The organism is Cellulomonas sp. P5_C6, from assembly GCF_054049635.1.
This window is the reverse complement of the sequence record NZ_JBFULZ010000124.1, coordinates 1-16,800: the sequence shown is the minus strand read 5'-3', so window position 1 is coordinate 16,800 and position 16,800 is coordinate 1. Positions and strand designations below refer to the sequence as shown.

Sequence of the window (16,800 nt, the reverse complement as noted above, 5' to 3'; positions counted from 1 at the left end):
GTTCGACCCCAGGTCGCCCAGGCCCGCCGCCGACAGCAGCGCGTCCGCCGCGGCGTGCGCGGCGACGTCGGCGTCCGAGTGGCCCTCGAGCGGCCGCTCGCCGGGCCACGCGAGCCCGGCCAGGTGCAGCACGGCGTCGGGCGCGGGCTCGGGGTCGTACGCGTGCACGTCGACGCCGATCCCCGTGCGGGGCAGTCCGGTCACGCGTCGACCTCCGTGGGCAGGGCGGCGATCGCGAGATCCCGCGCGGTGGTGATCTTGGCGGCCCGCTCGTCGCCGGCGACGACCCACACGGGCTCGCCCAGAAGCTCGACCAGGCCGGCGTCGTCGGAGGCCGCGAGGGCCTCGTCGTGCGCGTGCGCGGCCCCCTGGGCGTGCGCGCGCAGCAGCAGGTCGCGCGCGAAGCCCTGAGGCGTCTGGATGGCGCGCAGCTCGGCGCGCGGGACGGTCTCGAGCACGGGCTCGACCGCCACGCCCCGGTGCGGTGCGACGCGCTTGATGGTGTCGGTGACCGGCAGTCCCGGGACCACGGCGGGGTGGCCGTCGCGCACTGCGTCGACCACGCGGGCGACCAGTGACGGCGGAGCCAGCGGCCGGGCCGCGTCGTGCACGAGCACCACGTCGACGTCGGCGGCCCGCGGGTCGCCCTCGAGGGCGTCGAGCCCGGCCGCGACGGAGGCCTGCCGGGTCGCTCCGCCGGCGACGACCAGCAGCGTCACCTCGTCGGCGAGCCCCGCCAGCTCCCGCTCGATCGCGTCGAGGTGGAAGGCGGGCGCGGTCACGACGAGCACCCGGACACGTTCGTCGCCCGCCGCGCGCGCCGCCAGCAGGTTGCGGGCGGCGTGCGCGACGAGCGACTGACCTTCCAGAGGCACCAGTGCCTTCGGGAGGGAATGACCGAGCCTGCTGCCGCTCCCGGCGGCAGTCAGGACTGCAGCGACGCTCACCTGTGCGGTGGCGTCAGGACGCGAGGACCTCGTCGAGGATCGCCTCGGCCTTGTCCTCCTCGGTGTGCTCGGCAAGTGCGAGCTCCGAGACGAGGATCTGGCGGGCCTTGGCGAGCATGCGCTTCTCGCCCGCAGACAGGCCGCGGTCGGCGTCCCGGCGGGAGAGGTCGCGGACGACCTCGGCCACCTTGATGACGTCGCCCGACGCGAGCTTCTCGAGGTTCGCCTTGTAGCGGCGCGACCAGTTGGTCGGCTCTTCGGTGTAGGGCGCCCGCAGGACCTCGAACACGCGGTCGAGACCCTCCTGCCCCACGACGTCACGCACGCCCACCAGATCGACGTTCTCAGCCGGGACCTCGATGGTGAGATCTCCCTGAGCGACCTTGAGCTTGAGGTAGAGCTTGTCCTCTCCGCGGATGGTCCTGGTCTTGATCTCTTCGATCAATGCCGCACCGTGGTGCGGGTAGACAACGGTCTCCCCAACAGTGAAAGTCATCTGCAGGTGTCCCCTTTCGCAGAGGGGTATCTTATCACGCCCATTTTCCCCCTTTGCCGCGCGAATACGGCCATCCGCGCAGGTCAACGGGCTACCTCGCCGCACGGGCACCACGGAGGTCGGACCCTCCCGTCCGGGCTACGCTTGGCCCGACGGGAGACCCGTCGACAGCCCGCTGCAGCCGCCTGACGCCCCGAGGAGTCACTGTGACCTCGCCCCGCCCCCGCACTCTCCGGGCTGCCGCCCTCGTCGTCGGCGCCACCGTCGCCGGCCTCGCGCTGGCCGGCTGCTCCGCCACGAACGGGATCACCACCGAGGACCCGTACAGCGCAGCCGACGGCATCCGGTTCACGCTGGGCGACGTGCGCGGCAGCAACCTCCTGGTGGTCTCCGCCGCGAAGGGCGAGCCCGGCACGGTGCTCGGCGGCCTCATCAACGATGGCGACAAGGACCGGACCGTGACCGTCAGCGACGGCACCGACTCGACCGACGTCGAGCTCGGCCCGAAGGAGACCGTGCTGCTGGGCGGCGGCGACGTGCCGGAGGACGGCACCGCGACCGTCCTGTTCGCTTCCATGGACGTCCCGCCGGGCGCCGTGCTCAAGGTGACCTTCTCGACCCCCGAGGACGGCTCCATCACGGTCGACCTTCCGGTGCTCGACGGTTCGCTGCCCGAGTACGCGACGATGGTCCCGACGCCGTCGCCCTCCAGCTGATCGGTACGCGAGAAGGGGGCCGTCCCGGCGAGGACGGCCCCCTTCGTGCTGCGTGCCTCCGGCTCAGCCGAAGCGGCCCGAGATGTAGTCCTCCGTGGCCTGCTCCCGCGGCGAGGAGAACATGGTCGACGTGTCGTCGATCTCGACCAGGCGGCCCGGCTGACCGGTGGCCTTGAGGTTGAAGAACGCCGTCCGGTCGGACACCCGCGCGGCCTGCTGCATGTTGTGCGTGACGATCACGATCGTGTAGTCGTGCTTCAGCTCGGAGATCAGGTCCTCGATGGCGAGGGTCGAGATCGGGTCCAGGGCCGAGCAGGGCTCGTCCATGAGCAGCACCTGGGGCTTGACCGCGATGGCGCGGGCGATGCAGAGGCGCTGCTGCTGGCCGCCGGACAGGCCGGAGCCCGGGCGGTTCAGGCGGTCCTTGACCTCGTTCCACAGGTTGGCGCTGGTCAGCGCCCGCTCGACCACCTCGGCGGCGTCGCCCTTGGAGATCCGCTTGTTGTTCAGCCGGATGCCGGCCAGCACGTTGTCCGCGATCGACATGGTCGGGAACGGGTTGGGGCGCTGGAACACCATGCCGACCTGGCGGCGGACGGCCACCGGGTCGACGTCCGAGCCGTAGAGGTCCACGCCGTCCATCGCGACCGAGCCCTGCACGTGGGCCCCGGGGATCACCTCGTGCATCCGGTTGAGCGTGCGCAGGAAGGTCGACTTCCCGCAGCCGGACGGGCCGATGAACGCGGTCACGGACCGCGGCTCGACCGACATCCCGACGTCGGCGACCGCCTTGAAGTCGCCGTAGAAGATGTTGAGGTCCTTGACGTCAATTCGCTGTGCCATCGTCGTTCTCCTTGTGGGGCTCAGGCCCGGGTCTTGGGCGCGAACCAGCGGCTCACGCCGCGCGCCACGAGGTTGAGCAGCATGACGACCAGGATGAGCACGAGCGCCGCGCTCCAGGCCCGGTCGTAATTGATCGTCGGGATGCAAGCGTCGTCCCCCGGCGCGCAGGGCACAAGACCCGCCGCGTACTGCCGGTAGACGTAGACGGGCAGCGTCATCATGTTGCCGTGGAAGACGTCCCGGTTGATCGAGTCGGTCGCACCCACGGTGATGAGCAGCGGCGCGGTCTCGCCGATGACGCGGGCGATCGCGATCATCACGCCCGTCGTGATGCCGGCGACGGCCGTGCGTAGCACCACCCGGATGATCGTCAGCCACTTGGGCACGCCGAGCGCGAACGACGCCTCGCGCAGCTCGTTGGGCACGAGCCGCAGCATCTCCTCCGTGGACCGGATCACCACCGGGATCATGAGCACCGACAGCGCGACGGCGCCGACGGCCCCGCTCCGCGACTGCGGCCCGACCACCAGGTAGAACAGCGAGAACGCGAAGAGGCCGGCCACGATCGACGGGATGCCGGTCATCACGTCGACGAAGAACGTCACCGCCCGCGCCAGGTGGCCCGACCCGTACTCGACCAGGTAGATCGCCGTGAGGATGCCGATCGGCACCGAGATGACCGCCGTCAGCGCCGTGATGAGCAGCGTGCCGAGGAGGGCGTGGTAGATGCCGCCCGCGTCCATGCCGCCGTACACGTTGCGCATCGAGTGCGTGAGGAAGTAGAGGTCGAACCGGCCGAGGCCGTTGGTGAGCACGCTCCAGATGAGCGAGATCAGCGGGATCATCGCGAGGCCGAACGCCCCGTAGATGAGCCACTGCATGACGGTGTCCTTGCGCTTGCGGCCAGGGTTCACCTGCGACAGCGCGCGGCGCAGCTCCGCGGACTCGGGGGTGACGGTGTCGGTGATGGCCACGTCAGTTCGCTCCCGAGAAGTCCTTGCGGCGCGCGATGATCGCGCGGGCGGCCAGATTGACGAGCAGCGTGATGACGAACAGCGCCAGGCCCGTCGCGATGAGCGCCGACCGGCCGATGTCGTTCGCGTCGTTGAATCTCGCSGCGATGTTGGCGGCGATCGTCTGCTGCTGGCTCGCGACGAGCAGCTTGAACGAGTAGAGCAGTCCCGGCGACAGGATCATCAGGACGGCCATCGTCTCGCCGAGCGCGCGACCGAGACCGAGCATCGCGGCGGACGTGACGCCGGAGCGCCCGAACGGCAGCACGGCCATCCGGATCAGCTCCCACCGCGTGGCGCCGAGGGCCAGCGCGGCCTCCTCGTGCAGGCGCGGCGTCTGCAGGAACACCTCACGGCTGACGGCGGTGATGATCGGCAGGATCATCACCGCGAGGACCAGGGCCGTCGTCATCAGCACGCGCGGCGGGTTGGACGCGTTGCCGTGGGCGTCACCGGCGAACAGCGGGATCCAGCCGAGGTAGTCGACGAGGAACTGCCAGACCGGCTGCACCTTGGGCGCCAGCACCAGCACGCCCCACAGGCCGAAGACGACCGACGGGATGGCGGCGAGCAGGTCCACGACGTAGCCGAGCACCGAGGCCATGCGGCGCGGTGCGTAGTGCGAGATGAACAGCGCGATCCCGACGGCGACCGGCACCGCGAGGCCGAGCGAGACGATGGCCGCCAGGACGGTGCCGAAGATCAGCGGCCCGACGACCGACCAGAGGTTGCCGTCGGCCGGGATCCACGGCACCACCGACGCGAGGTCGGGGTTGGTCAGTGCCGGCATGGCCTCGATGATCAGGAAGATCGCGACCGAGGCGAGCACCGCCAGGATGAGCCGCCGGACGACGACGGTGGAGCCGACTACTTGGTGGTGATCGCGTCGATCGAGGCGAGGACGTCCGTGCGCAGCGTGTCCGAGATCGGCGCCGAGCCGGCCGCGGTGGCCGCCTTCGACTGGCCGTCGGCGCTGGCCACGTAGTTGGCGTAGCCCTTGATCAGGTCGACCGTGTCCTGGCTGTCGTAGGTGTTGCAGACGAGCAGGTACGACACGAGGATGTTCGGGTACGCGCCCGACTCGGTCGTGGTCCGGTCGACGTTGATGACGATGTCACCGTCGGCACGCGTGTCGTCACGCGGCGAGGCGTCCACCGTCTTGGCGGCGGCGTCCGCGGTCGGGGCGACGAACTCGGAGCCGACACCCAGCGAGACCTTGCCGAGGTCACCGACGGCCGACGCGTCCGCGTAGCCGATGGTGCCGGGCGCGGCCTGGATCGTCTGGACGACGCCCGAGGTGCCGTTCGCACCCTGGCCGACCGTCACCGGCCACGTGTTCGAGACCTCGTAGGTCCACACGTCGGGCGCGGTCTTGGACAGGTAGTCCTGGAAGTTCTTCGACGTGCCCGAGTCGTCGGAGCGGTGCACGACCGTGATCGGGCCCGAGAGCGTCGCGTCCGGGTTCAGCGTCGTGATGGCCGCGTCGTCCCAGGTGGTGATCGCGCCGGAGAAGATCTTCGCGACGACGTCCGCGCTCAGGTTCAGCTCGGTGACGCCGTCGATGTTGAAGGCCACGGCGATCGGGCTGATGTAGACGGGCAGGTCGATGCCGGAGCCGCCGAAGCAGCGGTCCGTCGACGCGGTGAGCTCGTCGGCGTTCAGCGCGCCGTCCGAGCCGGCGTAGTCGAGCGAGGCGTCGAGGAAGCCCTTGCGGCCCGCGCCCGAGTCCGTGGTCGTGTAGTTGACCGTGGTGTCCGGGTTCGCGGTCTGGAACCCGGCGACCCACGCCTGCTGCGCCTTCTCCTGCGCGCTGGAGCCGCCACCGTTGAGGGTGCCGGACAGGGTCGAGGCCGGGGCGTCGGAGCCTGTGTCGGACGAGGGGGTGCCGRTCGCGTTGTCCGATCCGCAGGCCGACAGCGTGAGGGCGAGGGTGCCGACGAGGGCAACCGCCCCGATGCGGCCGAGGAGGGGAAGCTTCACTGTGGTCCGTCCTGTCGATCGTGTGCGCACCGATGTGTGCGCGGCGATGCTGACCGTAGGAAGCGGACGTGACCGGCTGGACCGGATCGGGTGAACCCCAGGTGAACGATGGCCGACGAGTCGGACGGGCGTCCGACCCCCGGCAGCACGACGCCCCGCCCACCTCGAGGTGGACGGGGCGCACGTGGGAGGTCGCTACGCGACGTCGTCGGTCAGCTTGTAGCCCAGGCCGCGCACCGTGAGCAGGAGCGTCGGGTTGCCGGGGTCGAGCTCGATCTTCGCGCGGACCCGCTTGACGTGGACGTCGAGGGTCTTGGTGTCGCCGACGTAGTCGGAGCCCCAGATGCGGTCGATCAGCTGCCCTCGCGTCAGCACGCGGCCGGCGTTGCGCAGCAGCAGCTCGAGCAGCTCGAACTCCTTGAGCGGGAACGCGACGATCTCGCCGCGCACCCGGACCGTGTGCCGCTCGACGTCCATCCGGACCGGGCCCGCGGCCAGCAGCTCGTCGTCCTCGTCGTCGGCGAACGAGGCGGACGCCCCCGCGGCCACCACCACCGACTCGCGCCGGCGCAGCACCGCCCGGACGCGCGCCAGCAGCTCGCGCGACGAGTACGGCTTGGTGACGTAGTCGTCGGCGCCCAGCTCGAGGCCGACCACCTTGTCGATCTCGTCGTCCTTGGCCGTGAGCATGATGACCGGCACATCGCTGACCAGCCGCAGGCGGCGGCACACCTCGGTGCCGGGCAGGCCCGGGAGCATGAGGTCGAGCAGGACGAGGTCCGCACCATGCTCCTCGAACCGCTCGAGCGCCTCGGGTCCGGTGGCGGCGGTGACGACGTCGAAACCCTCGCGCTCCAGCTGGTACGTCAGCGGGTCCCGGTAGGACTCCTCGTCCTCGACGAGCAGGATCCGGGTCATGACGCGCTCCGGCGCACGTGCGCTCCTTCGATGTCGTGGTCGATGTCGATCGTGTCGTCGGGCTTGCCCTCCGTGCCCGGGCCGCTGCCTGCCTCGGGGGCCGACAGGGTGCTGATGCTCGCGGTCGGGTGCTCCTCGGCACGCGGCAGGCGCAGCGTGAACGTGGACCCTCGGCCGGGCTGCGACCAGACCGTCACGTCCCCGCCGTGGTCCGCCGCGACGTGCTTGACGATGGACAGTCCCAGACCGGTGCCGCCCGTGTCTCGCGAACGGGCCGGATCCACCCGGTAGAACCGCTCGAACACGCGCTCCTGCTCGGCGACCGAGATGCCGATGCCCTCGTCGACCACCGCGATCTCGACGAGGTCGCCCTCGGTGCGCACCCCGACACCGACGTGCGAGGCCTCCCCCGAGTACGCCACCGCGTTGTCGAGCAGGTTGCGCACCGCGGTGACCAGCAGCTCGTGCTGCCCGAACACGCGCGTACCGCGCACCCCGCCGATGTCGAGGCGGACCTTCTTGGCCTCCGCGGTCGTGCGGGCGCGGTCGACCGCCTCCGACAGCACCTGGTCGACGTCGACCAGGCCCAGCTGCCCCAGCGCGCCGGCGACCTGCAGCCGCGACAGCTCGATGATCTCGTGCACCAGCGCCGAGAGCCGCGTCGCCTCCGTCTGCATCCGGCCGGCGAACCGGCGGACCGCCTCCGGGTCGTCGGCCGCGTCCTGGACCGTCTCCGCCAACAGGGCCAGCGCGCCCACGGGCGTCTTGAGCTCGTGCGACACGTTCACCACGAAGTCGCGCCGGATCGCCTCCAGCCGCCTGGCCTGCGTCAGGTCCTCGGCCAGCACGACGAGGTGCTCGGCGCTCACCTGCGCGACGCGCACCTGGACCAGCAGCACGCCCGGGCCCACCGGGCCGCGAGGCACCTCGAGGACCTCGTCCCGGATGACGCCGTCGCGGCGGACCAGCGAGATCAGGTCCCGGATCGCCGCCGGGGCGATCCGCCCGTCCCGCACGATCCCCAGAGCGTGCGCCGGCGCCGAGGCCCGCAGCACGTGGTCGGCGTCGTCCAGCACGACGGCGGCCGAGCGCAGCACGGCGAGCGTGCGCACCAGGCCGTCGTCCAGCTGCGACTCGGCCATCGGCGGCAGCGTCTTCTGCTCGCGCTCGCTGAACCGGAACGCCAGCGTCGCCCACACGCCGACCAGCAGGCCGAGCCCGCCGGCGAGGAGCAGCAGCATCCCGTTGGAACCGTTCACGGGACTCACCCTAGGACGCGCCCGACGGTGCGCCGCGCCGATGGCGCGGTGCGCAGCCGGGCGTTCACCGACCGTTCATCGTCCGGGCGTCAGCCGAACGTCTCCATGAGCAGCGACTTCTCGGCGTCCGTGAGGTTCGTGGCCACGAGCGTGCTGTGCAGCCCGTGCATCCGCTCGCCGAGCCGGTCCATGTTCGCGTTCTCGGTGACGGCGCACAGCAGCGACGTGCCCGGGGTGATCTGCGCGCGGATGTTCTCGAGCTGGTCCTCGCTGATGCCCACCGCCGACACGGCCTTGGCGATGGCCCCGGCCGCCGCACCGACAGCGACACCCAGCAGCGGCACGAAGAACAGCCCGCCGAACAGGATCCCCCAGAACGCGCCCCAGCCGGTGCCGCGCCACTTGTCCTCGTTCGAGTGGTTCATCTCCGGCCTGGCGCCGCCCTCGGGCCAGCTGATGACCGCGTGGTCGACGATCTTCACCAGACCGTCGCTCTGCGCCCCCTTGAGCGCGGTGACCGCCTTCTCCGCACCGTCGGCCGTGTCGAACTTCCACGCCGTGAACGTCGTCATCGTCGTCCCTCTCGATCTGTCGTCGTCATGTCCTTACCGGCTCGCACGTGCGACCTCGTCGCCGTGCACCGTCAGTGCCCACAGGATCACCAGGTCCAACGCGATCACCACGATCGACCACCAGGGCGTGATCGGCAGCGACACGAACTGGGCGATCAGGTTGATCACCACCAGCACGATCGCGACCAGCCGGGCCCACGTGGCGCCGCCGAACAGGGCAAAGCCCGCGAAGACCAGCCCGGCGCCGAGGACGAGGTGCACCCATCCCCACGTCGAGACGTCGACGAGCGCGAGCCCGTCCGTCGTCCACGACAGCACCGTCTTCGGCGAGAACACCGCGGTCAGTCCGGAGACCAGGTTGATGAATCCGGCCACGAGGATCGCGAACGCCGCGAACCACACCCAGCCGACCCAGGCCGTCACCCTCTGCGCCATCCTGCATACCTCCTGCTCGTGGACCGGGTGGTCCCTCTGGTGGCAGGTTACGTGCCCGCGAGGGACAGAGGGGACGAATCGCCACGCGTATCGTCGAGGTACGCAACGGCCGTCGTCCGTTCACCTGCGGGGGCCCCACCGTTCACCTGAAAATGTCAGCCTGACCTGCGCGCGGCATCCGCCGCCTGCACGAGAGGGAGCACATGCGGGACATCTTCGACGCCGAGCTGCAGCAGCTGGGCGAGGACCTGGCGTCCATGAGCGGCCGGGTCGAGCACGCCATCACCAACGCCGGCATCGCGCTGCTCACGGCCGACCTCGCTCTCGCGGAGTCCGTGATCGCCGACGACCTGGCCATCGACGCCATCGAGCGCGATCTCGACGAGCGCTGCGTCCTGCTGCTCGCGCAGYAGCAGCCCGTCGCCACCGACCTGCGGATCGTCGTCTCGGCGCTGCGCATGAGCGCCTCGCTCGAGCGCATGGGCGACCTCGCGCGCCACGTCGCCCAGGTCGCCCGCGGTCGCTACCCCCGGCACGCCGTGCCGCACGCCCTGTCCGGCACGTTCGCCGAGATGCACGACGCCGCCGTCCGCGTCGCCCGACGCACCACGACCCTGCTCAACAGCCGCGAGGTCCTGCTGGCCGAGAGCATCGAGCAGGACGACGACCTCCTCGACGAGCTGCACGAGGACACCTTCGCGGCCCTCCTCGGCGGCGCCTGGGCCGGCACCACGCAGGAGACCATCGACGTCACCCTGCTGGGCCGCTACTACGAGCGGTTCGGCGACCACGGCGTCTCGGTCGCGCGCCGCGTGACCTACCTGGTCACCGGCGCCGGCCGCGCCGAGCTGGACCGCACCGCCGGCTGACCCGCCGCACTCGTTCGCCCCGTTCACCCCGAGAGCGGCGGCCTGCCCTCATCGCAGGCCGCCGCACTTGCTGTCTGCGTGCGCGCTCCGCCCGAGGTCGTGAGAGTCCGACGCAGGTCGCGGGTCGTCGGGCGCTCGGTAGCGTGGTCGGCATGGCTCAGCGGGTGCTCGGGTGGGGGGACGACGACGTCGCCGTGGCACGGGAGCGGCTCGGAGCCGTCGTCGCGCAGCTGCCGGAGACCTCCGCCGAGCTCGACGAGTACGGCAACACCGGGTTCTTCACGCGCGGGAGCCGGTTCGCCTGGATCCTGCCCGACCACCACGCCGACGGGCGCCTGGCCCTGTGGTGCAAGGCGGACCGGCACGAGCAGCAGGCCGTCGTCGCGCGCGACCCGGTCCGGTACTTCATCGCCCCGTACATGGGTCGGTATGGCTGGATCGGCGCGCACCTCGACGCCGCCCACGACCCCGACTGGGAGGCCCTCGCGGAGCTGGTCGAGGAGGCCTGGCGCCGCTCCGCGACGAAGAAGGCCGTCGCCGCGTTCGACGCCGCCCGCCCCTGACGGGCCCCGAGCCCGCGCAACGTCCGAGGACATAGGGGCTCCGGCCCGTAGATGCTCGGACGCTGCGGGATCGCCATCGGCAACGTCCGAGGACATAAGGGCTCTGGGCCGTAGGTGCTCGGACGTTGCGGAGTGGGCATCCGCAACGTACGCACTCGGGTGGGTTGGGGGCCGCTCGAGTGCGGACGTTGGCGGGGGTTACGGGGTGACGATCGGGAAGGTGTTCGACGTCGAGTCGACGTAGGTGAGCAGGCGGCCGAGGGCGCCCTGGTCGCCGTCGAACTCGATGCCCTCCTTGTCCTGCAGGAACAGCAGGCGGATGAGCAGACCCTCGGTGAGGGCGACCGTGAGGTCCGGGGCCGCGGCGCGCGGTCCCCGCTCGGCGTGGATGAGGGCGCCGTTCGAGAGCTCGGTCCGGTACGTGAGGTCGGTGTCGGTGAACACCCAGTCGATCGCCAGCTTCTCGGAGCCGGCGCGCGGGCCGTCGATGCGGACGCCGATCGAGTCGAACAGCTGGGTGATCGTCAGGCCGCCGAGGGTCGACGGGGTCGACAGGTCGGGCGGGGGCGCTGCGATGCCGCCGAGCAGCTCCTCGGCACCACGCAGGTAGAAGTTGCGCCAGGTGGCGTTCTCGGAACCGTGCCCGAGGGTGGTGAGCGCCTGGGCCAGGAGCCCCCGCGCGCGGTCGTCGTCGCCACCGCCGAACACGACGTGGCTGGCCAGCGTGGTCGCCCAGCGCAGGTCGTCGGTCTCCCCCGTCGCCAGCAGCGACTCGACGGTGTCGAGGGCCTTGTCGGCGCCGCCCGCCAGGGCGATGATCCGTGCCCCCTCCTTCTCCGGCGGAAGCTCCCACAGGTGCGCGGGGTTGCCGTCGAACCAACCGAGGTAGCGCTGGTAGATCGCCTTGACGTTGTGGCTGACCGACCCGTAGTAGCCGCGGACGTTCCACGCCTGGTCCAGACCCGGCGACAGCTCGAAGCTCTCGGCGATCTCGATGCCGGTGAGGCCGTGGTTGATCAGSCGSAGSGTCTGGTCGTGCAGGTACTGGTACATGTCGCGCTGCGTGGAGAGGAAGTCCTCGATCCRCTCCGCGCCCCAGACCGGCCAGTGGTGGGACGCGAACACGACCTCGGCGTCGCCGCCCCACAGCCCGAGGGCCTCGTGCATGAACCGGGACCAGGCGCGCGGGTCCCGCACCTCCGCGCCGCGCAGCGTCAGGAGGTTGTGCAGCGTGTGCGTCGCGTTCTCGGCCATGCACAGCGCCTTGTGGTCCGGGAACCAGACGTTCATCTCCGCGGGGGCCTCGGTGCCCGGCGTGAACTGGAAGACCATGCGGACGCCGTCGACGGTGGCCTCCGTGCCGGTCTCCGACACCGAGACCGTCGGCGCCGCGAGCCCGAGCGAGCCGTTCGACGTGGCCATGCCGAGCCCGCAGCCCACCTGTCCCGTCGGACCCGCGGGCAGGTCCATGGCGTACATGTAGACGGCGCGCCGCGACATCGCCGGGCCCGCGTAGACGTTCTCCGAGACGGTGTGCGCGAGGAACCCCTCGGGCGCGTAGATCGGGATGTCCGGCCCGGTCAGCGCGAGCATGCCGCCGTAGTGGTCGGCGTGCGAGTGGGTGATGACGATGCCCGTCACCGGACGGTCGCCGCGGTGCGTGCGGTACAGGGCGAGTGCCGCCGCCGCGGTCTCCGTCCCCATGAGGGTGTCGACGATGACGACGCCCGTGTCGCCCTCGATGAAGGACATGTTCGACAGGTCGTACTGCCGGACCTGGTAGATGCCGTCGACCACCTCGAACAGGCCGCCCGCCGCCGCGAGCTTCGCCTGCCGCCACAGGCTCGGGTGCACCGTGTCCGGGGCGTCGCCCTCCAGGAAGTCGTAGCGGTGCGGGTCCCAGACGAGCTGCCCGGCCGCCCCGACGAGGGGCTCTGAGGGGATGTCGGCGATCTTGCCGCGCGCGACGTCGTCGAAGTCGGAGGTGTCCTCAAAAGACGGAAGTGTCATGTTTCGGAGTCAACCAGAGCAGCGACCCGGGGGCATCCGACGGCGACGTGAACGCCCGGCAACGCACGACGTCGGGTGGGGCGTGGGTCAGCGGCCCTGGTTCGCCACGGCCTTGATGGCCTCGGCGGCCGCCTCGGGGTCGAGGTACGTGCCGCCCGGGTTGGTGGGCTTCAGCGTCTCCTCGTCGAGCGTGTAGAGCAGCGGGATGCCGGTCGGGATGTTGATGCCGGCGATGGTGCCGCTGTCGACGTCGTCGAGGTGCTTGACCAGGGCGCGGATCGAGTTGCCGTGGGCCGCGACGAGCACGACCTTCCCCGCCTGCAGGTCGGGGACGATGTCCGACTCCCAGTAGGGCAGCGCGCGCACGAGCACCTGCTCGAGCGCCTCGGCACGCGGGATCGGCTCGCCGGCGTAGCGCGGGTCGCTGTCCTGCGAGAACTCCGAGCCCAGCTCGATGTCCGGGGGCGGGAAGTCGTACGAACGGCGCCAGAGCATGAACTGCTCCTCGCCGTACTCCTCGAGCGTCTGCTTCTTGTCCTTGCCCTGCAGCGCGCCGTAGTGCCGCTCGTTCAGGCGCCAGGAGCGCTTGACGGGGATCCAGTGGCGGTCGGCGGCGTCCAGCGCGAGGTTGGCCGTCGTGATGGCGCGGCGCAGCAGCGACGTGTGCACGACGTCGGGCAGCATGCCCGCGTCCGTGAGCAGCGTCCCACCGCGCTTGGCCTCCTCGACGCCCTTCTCCGAGAGGGCCACGTCGACCCAGCCGGTGAACAGGTTCTTGGCATTCCACTCGCTCTCGCCGTGGCGGAGCAGCACGAGGGTGTAGGTCATGGGTTCATCCTGCCGCAGGCCCAGGGGTCCGGCGCAGGGACGTCCGTCCCACGGTCACGCGCGAGACGCGCGCACCTCGCCGGCGACCGAGTACACCTTGAGCATCTGGTCGGCGGTGGTCCCCCAGCCGAACCGCTCGGCCACCTGCCGGGCGCCCACCGCGTACCGGGCGCGGTCGTCGGACGAGGACAGCACGTCCGCGATGACGTCGGCCCACACCTCGGGGTCGTGACCGCGGACCAGCCGGCCGGACACGTCGTGGTCGACGATCGTGCGCAGCCCGCCCACGCAGGCGGCGATCACGGGGACGCCGCTGGCCTGCGCCTCGGCGGCGACGAGCCCGAACGACTCGCTGCGCGACGGCATCGCGACCACGTCGGCTGCGTGGTACCAGCGCGCCAGCGCGTCCCGGTCGGCCGGCGGGTGCACGAGGACGTCGTCGGCCACGCCGGTCATCGACGCCAGCGCCTGGAGCTCGCGCACCGCGCCGGACCGGCCCGACGGACCGCCGAGCACGACGAGCAGTGGAACGGGTCGGCCGGTGGCCCGCAGCACGCCCAGGGCGCTGACCAGCACGTCCGGGGCCTTGAGCGCCTGCACCCGGCCGGCGAACAGCACGATCTGCCGGTCCTCCGGCAGGCCGAGCTCACGCCGGGCGGAGCCACGGTCGCCCGGCACGAAGCGGTCCAGGTCCACGCCGGGCTCGACGACGTGCACGCGGTCGGGGTCGGCGCCGTAGAGCTCGACCAGCTCCTCGGCCTCGACCGGGGTGCTGGCGACGAGGGCGTCGGCCTCGGCCACCACCTGCTCCTCGCCGACCACCCGCTGGCTGGGCTCCGGGACGTCACCGGGGGCCAGTGACGCGTTCTTCACGCGGGCGAGCGTGTGGGCGGTGTGCACKAGCGGCACCTCCCAGCGGTCCGCGGCGATCCCGCCCACCTGCCCGGAGAGCCAGTAGTGGGAGTGGACGACGTCGTACCAGCCGGGTCGGCGCGCGGCCTCCCAGCGCAGCACGCCGGCGGCCATGCCGCACAGCACGCCGGGCAGGTCGTTCTTGTCCAGCCGCTCGAAGGGGCCGGCCGGCACGTGGTGGACGAGGATCGGCGGCGTCACGCCGGGCTCGACCTCGTCGGCCAGCAGGACGGCGTGGGCGTCGGCACCGTCGAGGACCCGCCCGTCGGCGTCGGCGCCGGGCAGGAGGACCGTCTCGGCCTGGTCCGACGACGTGGCCCGCGTGAAGATCTCGACGCGGGCACCACGTGCCGCCAGCGCGCGCGACAGCTCGAGCACGTACACGTTCATGCCGCCCGCGTCGCCGGTGCCGGGCTGGTCGAGCGGCGACGTGTGCACCGAGAGCATGGCGACGCGCGGGGCGTGCTCGAGGGTCACGGGTGCTCCTGTTCGCGGACGGGTCTGCAACCCATTCTCGCGCACCGGGCGCCTCGTCACCTCACGACTGGGCGGGAGCCTCCGCAGCGTGGGCCCCGGCCGGACGACGAGCGAACCGGCCCTTGAGCGCGCTGAACCCGCTCGGCGGCTTGTAGTCGCCGCGGATGGGGAAGATGTTGCCGTCCGGGAGGAAGCCCCCGGCCGTCGACGGGTAGAACGCGAGCTCCGGCCACATCGTGACGATCTCCTTGAGCCGGGCGCCGCGCGCGAACGCCGCGGCCAGCTGGGGGTCGTTCCCGGTGTAGGTCAGCGAGAAGTCGTGGTCCTGGACCACGGTCTCGCCGGTGGGCACCTCGCCACGCCGGGCCGTCCAGCCCCACGGGCTCGGCGGCTCCTGGTGGTTCCGGTCCGGACCGACCCGGTAGATATCGAATCCATTGCGCATCTCGGAACCCCCTCGTTAGTCGTCGACAAAAGAGGGGATCGACACATATCCGCAGGTCCTGGAGGTGGGACCGCCCGCGTCACCCGTGAGGGCGACCCGTCCGTCAGTCCGCCCGGACGACGCAGGCGGGCGCGGGCAGCGCCGTCGTCGCCGCGACGGACCCGTCGGCCGCGAGCACGGCGAGGTCGCCGCTGTCCTGGTCCGCCACCACGGTCCACCCGTCGACGATCTCGAGGTGCCGCGGCCACGCGCCCGGCAGGGCGTGGTCGTCGACCGGCTCGAGCAGGCCGTCGCCGCGCACCGAGAACCGCGCGACGACGTCGGACGTCCGCACCCCGACGAGCACGCGGTCGCCGTCGCGGAGGATGTGCGACGGCAGCGGTCGGCGGCCGGCCTCGCGCGCGGGGACGGTCGTCGCCGGCAGCGTCTGCACCAGGGTGCCCGTCCCCGACGCCTCGTCCCACGCCAGCACGCGGACGGTGACGTCGAGCTCGCCGACGACGTACGCGAACCGACCGTCGGCACTGAAGACCAGGTGCCGCGGGCCGGTGCCGGCGGGCAGCGTCGCCGCGATGCCGTCCTCGACCAGCGTGCCGTCGTTCCTCCGGTAGCGGCGGATCTCGTCGGTGCCCAGGTCGACCACCAGCACGAAGGCCCCGCCGGGGGCGTGCGCGACGAAGTGCGCGTGCGGCGAGAGCTGGCGGTCCTCGTCGGGACCCGAGCCGGTGTGGCCGAACACCTGGTCGGGGCCGAGCGTCGCGAACCCGCCGTCCGCGTCCAGCGGCAGCACGGCCAGGGTGCCGGAGGTGTAGTTGGCGACGAGCAGCGCCCGGTCGTCGTCGTCGAGCAGCAGGTGGCACGGGTCCGCGCCGCCCGACGGGACCGTGGCGCGGTGCACGAGCGTGTCGCCGACGACGTCGAACGCGCTGATCGTGCCGTCCGCCTGCTCGTTGGCCGCGTACAGGACCGTGCCGCGCAGCGCCAGGAAGCTCGGCGACGGCGTCACGACGACCTGCCGGGCGTCGCGCAGCGCACCCGTCGCGGGATCGAGGTCGACCCGCCAGATCCCCTCCCCCGCGCCCACGGGGGTACCGGCACCGGCCGCGGGGTAGGTGCCGATCCAGAGGGGGGTCTGCTGCGCGCTCACGGGGACGGAGCCTACGACGAGCGCCGCCCGCCACGGGCGGGGCGTCCGAGCAGGGTCAGCGCTGGAGGCGCAACCACTCGGCCGGGTCGGCGAGGACCGTGGCCAGGACCGCGAGCGCGCCGCCGGTCATCGCCGGGTACTGGCCGGCGCGGGCCGACGAGACCCGCAAGGGAGCCCACGGCGCGAAGATCACGAGCTCGTCGAGGCGGGCCGACACCTCGTCGTGCACGTACCCGAACAGCTGCCCGAAAGAGCCTCCGAGCACGACCTCGCCCACGTCGACCACGTTCGCGACGGACGCCAGGGCGACGCCGAGGGCGCGGGCGGCGCGGGCCACGGCGGCGGTCGCGCGGGGCTCGTCGGCCTCGAG

The 16,800-nt window shown here is 71.8% G+C and carries 19 protein-coding genes and 1 pseudogene; 3 read left to right on the top strand and 17 right to left on the bottom strand.

The genetic code is table 11. From position 1 onward, the window contains the following. The 3 genes from ACXJKG_RS14105 to ACXJKG_RS14095 form a co-directional block, all read right to left on the bottom strand. A partial coding sequence (locus tag ACXJKG_RS14105; RefSeq protein ID WP_456846377.1) for a 2-C-methyl-D-erythritol 2,4-cyclodiphosphate synthase occupies positions 1–204 on the bottom strand: 204 nt, incomplete at its 3' end. After that, on the bottom strand, positions 201–947 hold the full coding sequence (ispD, locus tag ACXJKG_RS14100; protein WP_456846376.1) for a 2-C-methyl-D-erythritol 4-phosphate cytidylyltransferase: 747 nt from the start codon (positions 945–947) through the stop codon (positions 201–203). The genes ispD and ACXJKG_RS14105, both read right to left, overlap by 4 nt. A gap of 13 nt (positions 948–960) precedes the next feature. Continuing rightward, complete coding sequence (locus tag ACXJKG_RS14095; RefSeq protein ID WP_456846375.1) at positions 961–1,443, bottom strand: CarD family transcriptional regulator; 483 nt, start codon at positions 1,441–1,443, stop codon at positions 961–963. A 206-nt stretch (positions 1,444–1,649) separates the two neighbouring features. On the opposite strand from ACXJKG_RS14095, the gene ACXJKG_RS14090 reads away from it, so the two are divergent. Next, positions 1,650–2,159: a hypothetical protein gene (locus tag ACXJKG_RS14090; RefSeq protein WP_456846374.1), complete on the top strand. Its 510-nt coding sequence runs from the start codon at positions 1,650–1,652 to the stop codon at positions 2,157–2,159. Positions 2,160–2,222: 63 nt separating this feature from the next. Here the strand turns inward: ACXJKG_RS14090 and pstB are convergent, their stop codons facing one another. The 8 genes and pseudogenes from pstB to ACXJKG_RS14050 form a co-directional block, all read right to left on the bottom strand. After that, positions 2,223–3,002: a phosphate ABC transporter ATP-binding protein PstB gene (gene pstB, locus ACXJKG_RS14085; RefSeq protein WP_456846373.1), complete on the bottom strand. Its 780-nt coding sequence runs from the start codon at positions 3,000–3,002 to the stop codon at positions 2,223–2,225. A 20-nt stretch (positions 3,003–3,022) separates the two neighbouring features. Then, positions 3,023–3,976: a phosphate ABC transporter permease PstA gene (gene pstA / locus ACXJKG_RS14080; protein WP_456846372.1), complete on the bottom strand. Its 954-nt coding sequence runs from the start codon at positions 3,974–3,976 to the stop codon at positions 3,023–3,025. Between the two features lies 1 nt (position 3,977). Next, positions 3,978–4,856, bottom strand: a pseudogene (pstC, locus tag ACXJKG_RS14075) (phosphate ABC transporter permease subunit PstC); the annotation flags it as partial. A 26-nt stretch (positions 4,857–4,882) separates the two neighbouring features. Next, the gene (locus ACXJKG_RS14070; protein ID WP_456846371.1) at positions 4,883–5,995 is read right to left on the bottom strand and encodes a phosphate ABC transporter substrate-binding protein PstS; all 1,113 of its coding nucleotides are present in this window, start codon (positions 5,993–5,995) and stop codon (positions 4,883–4,885) included. A gap of 195 nt (positions 5,996–6,190) precedes the next feature. After that, on the bottom strand, positions 6,191–6,913 hold the full coding sequence (locus tag ACXJKG_RS14065; protein WP_456846370.1) for a response regulator: 723 nt from the start codon (positions 6,911–6,913) through the stop codon (positions 6,191–6,193). Further along, entirely contained in the window at positions 6,910–8,172 is a 1,263-nt protein-coding gene (locus ACXJKG_RS14060; RefSeq protein WP_456846369.1) for a sensor histidine kinase, read from the bottom strand. Before ACXJKG_RS14060 ends, ACXJKG_RS14065 begins: the two co-directional genes overlap by 4 nt. An 89-nt stretch (positions 8,173–8,261) precedes the next feature. Beyond that, positions 8,262–8,744 (bottom strand): DUF1269 domain-containing protein, encoded by a 483-nt coding sequence (locus ACXJKG_RS14055; RefSeq protein ID WP_456846368.1) that lies wholly within the window; start codon positions 8,742–8,744, stop codon positions 8,262–8,264. A gap of 33 nt (positions 8,745–8,777) precedes the next feature. Next, positions 8,778–9,179, bottom strand: coding sequence for a DUF7144 family membrane protein (locus tag ACXJKG_RS14050; protein ID WP_456846367.1), 402 nt, complete (start codon positions 9,177–9,179; stop codon positions 8,778–8,780). A gap of 203 nt (positions 9,180–9,382) precedes the next feature. Here ACXJKG_RS14050 and phoU point away from each other — a divergent pair, with 203 nt between their 5' ends. After that, positions 9,383–10,048, top strand: coding sequence for a phosphate signaling complex protein PhoU (gene phoU / locus ACXJKG_RS14045; protein ID WP_456846366.1), 666 nt, complete (start codon positions 9,383–9,385; stop codon positions 10,046–10,048). Between the two features lie 152 nt (positions 10,049–10,200). Continuing rightward, on the top strand, positions 10,201–10,611 hold the full coding sequence (locus tag ACXJKG_RS14040; protein WP_456846365.1) for an MmcQ/YjbR family DNA-binding protein: 411 nt from the start codon (positions 10,201–10,203) through the stop codon (positions 10,609–10,611). 198 nt (positions 10,612–10,809) lie between these two features. On the opposite strand, the gene ACXJKG_RS14035 is transcribed toward ACXJKG_RS14040, so the two are convergent. From ACXJKG_RS14035 to ACXJKG_RS14010, 6 genes are all read right to left on the bottom strand, one after another. After that, a complete protein-coding gene (locus ACXJKG_RS14035) occupies positions 10,810–12,621 on the bottom strand; it encodes an alkyl/aryl-sulfatase (protein ID WP_456846364.1) in 1,812 nt (603 codons plus the stop codon). An 87-nt stretch (positions 12,622–12,708) separates the two neighbouring features. Next, a complete protein-coding gene (locus tag ACXJKG_RS14030; RefSeq protein WP_456846363.1) occupies positions 12,709–13,449 on the bottom strand; it encodes a phosphoglyceromutase in 741 nt (246 codons plus the stop codon). 54 nt (positions 13,450–13,503) lie between these two features. Beyond that, a complete protein-coding gene (locus ACXJKG_RS14025; RefSeq protein WP_456846362.1) occupies positions 13,504–14,838 on the bottom strand; it encodes a glycosyltransferase in 1,335 nt (444 codons plus the stop codon). 61 nt (positions 14,839–14,899) lie between these two features. Beyond that, complete coding sequence (locus tag ACXJKG_RS14020) at positions 14,900–15,283, bottom strand: hypothetical protein (RefSeq protein ID WP_456846361.1); 384 nt, start codon at positions 15,281–15,283, stop codon at positions 14,900–14,902. A gap of 103 nt (positions 15,284–15,386) precedes the next feature. Then, a complete protein-coding gene (locus tag ACXJKG_RS14015) occupies positions 15,387–16,430 on the bottom strand; it encodes a lactonase family protein (RefSeq protein WP_456846360.1) in 1,044 nt (347 codons plus the stop codon). A 55-nt stretch (positions 16,431–16,485) separates the two neighbouring features. Beyond that, the coding region (locus ACXJKG_RS14010) for an ROK family protein (RefSeq protein WP_456846359.1) at positions 16,486–16,800 on the bottom strand (315 nt) is incomplete at its 5' end.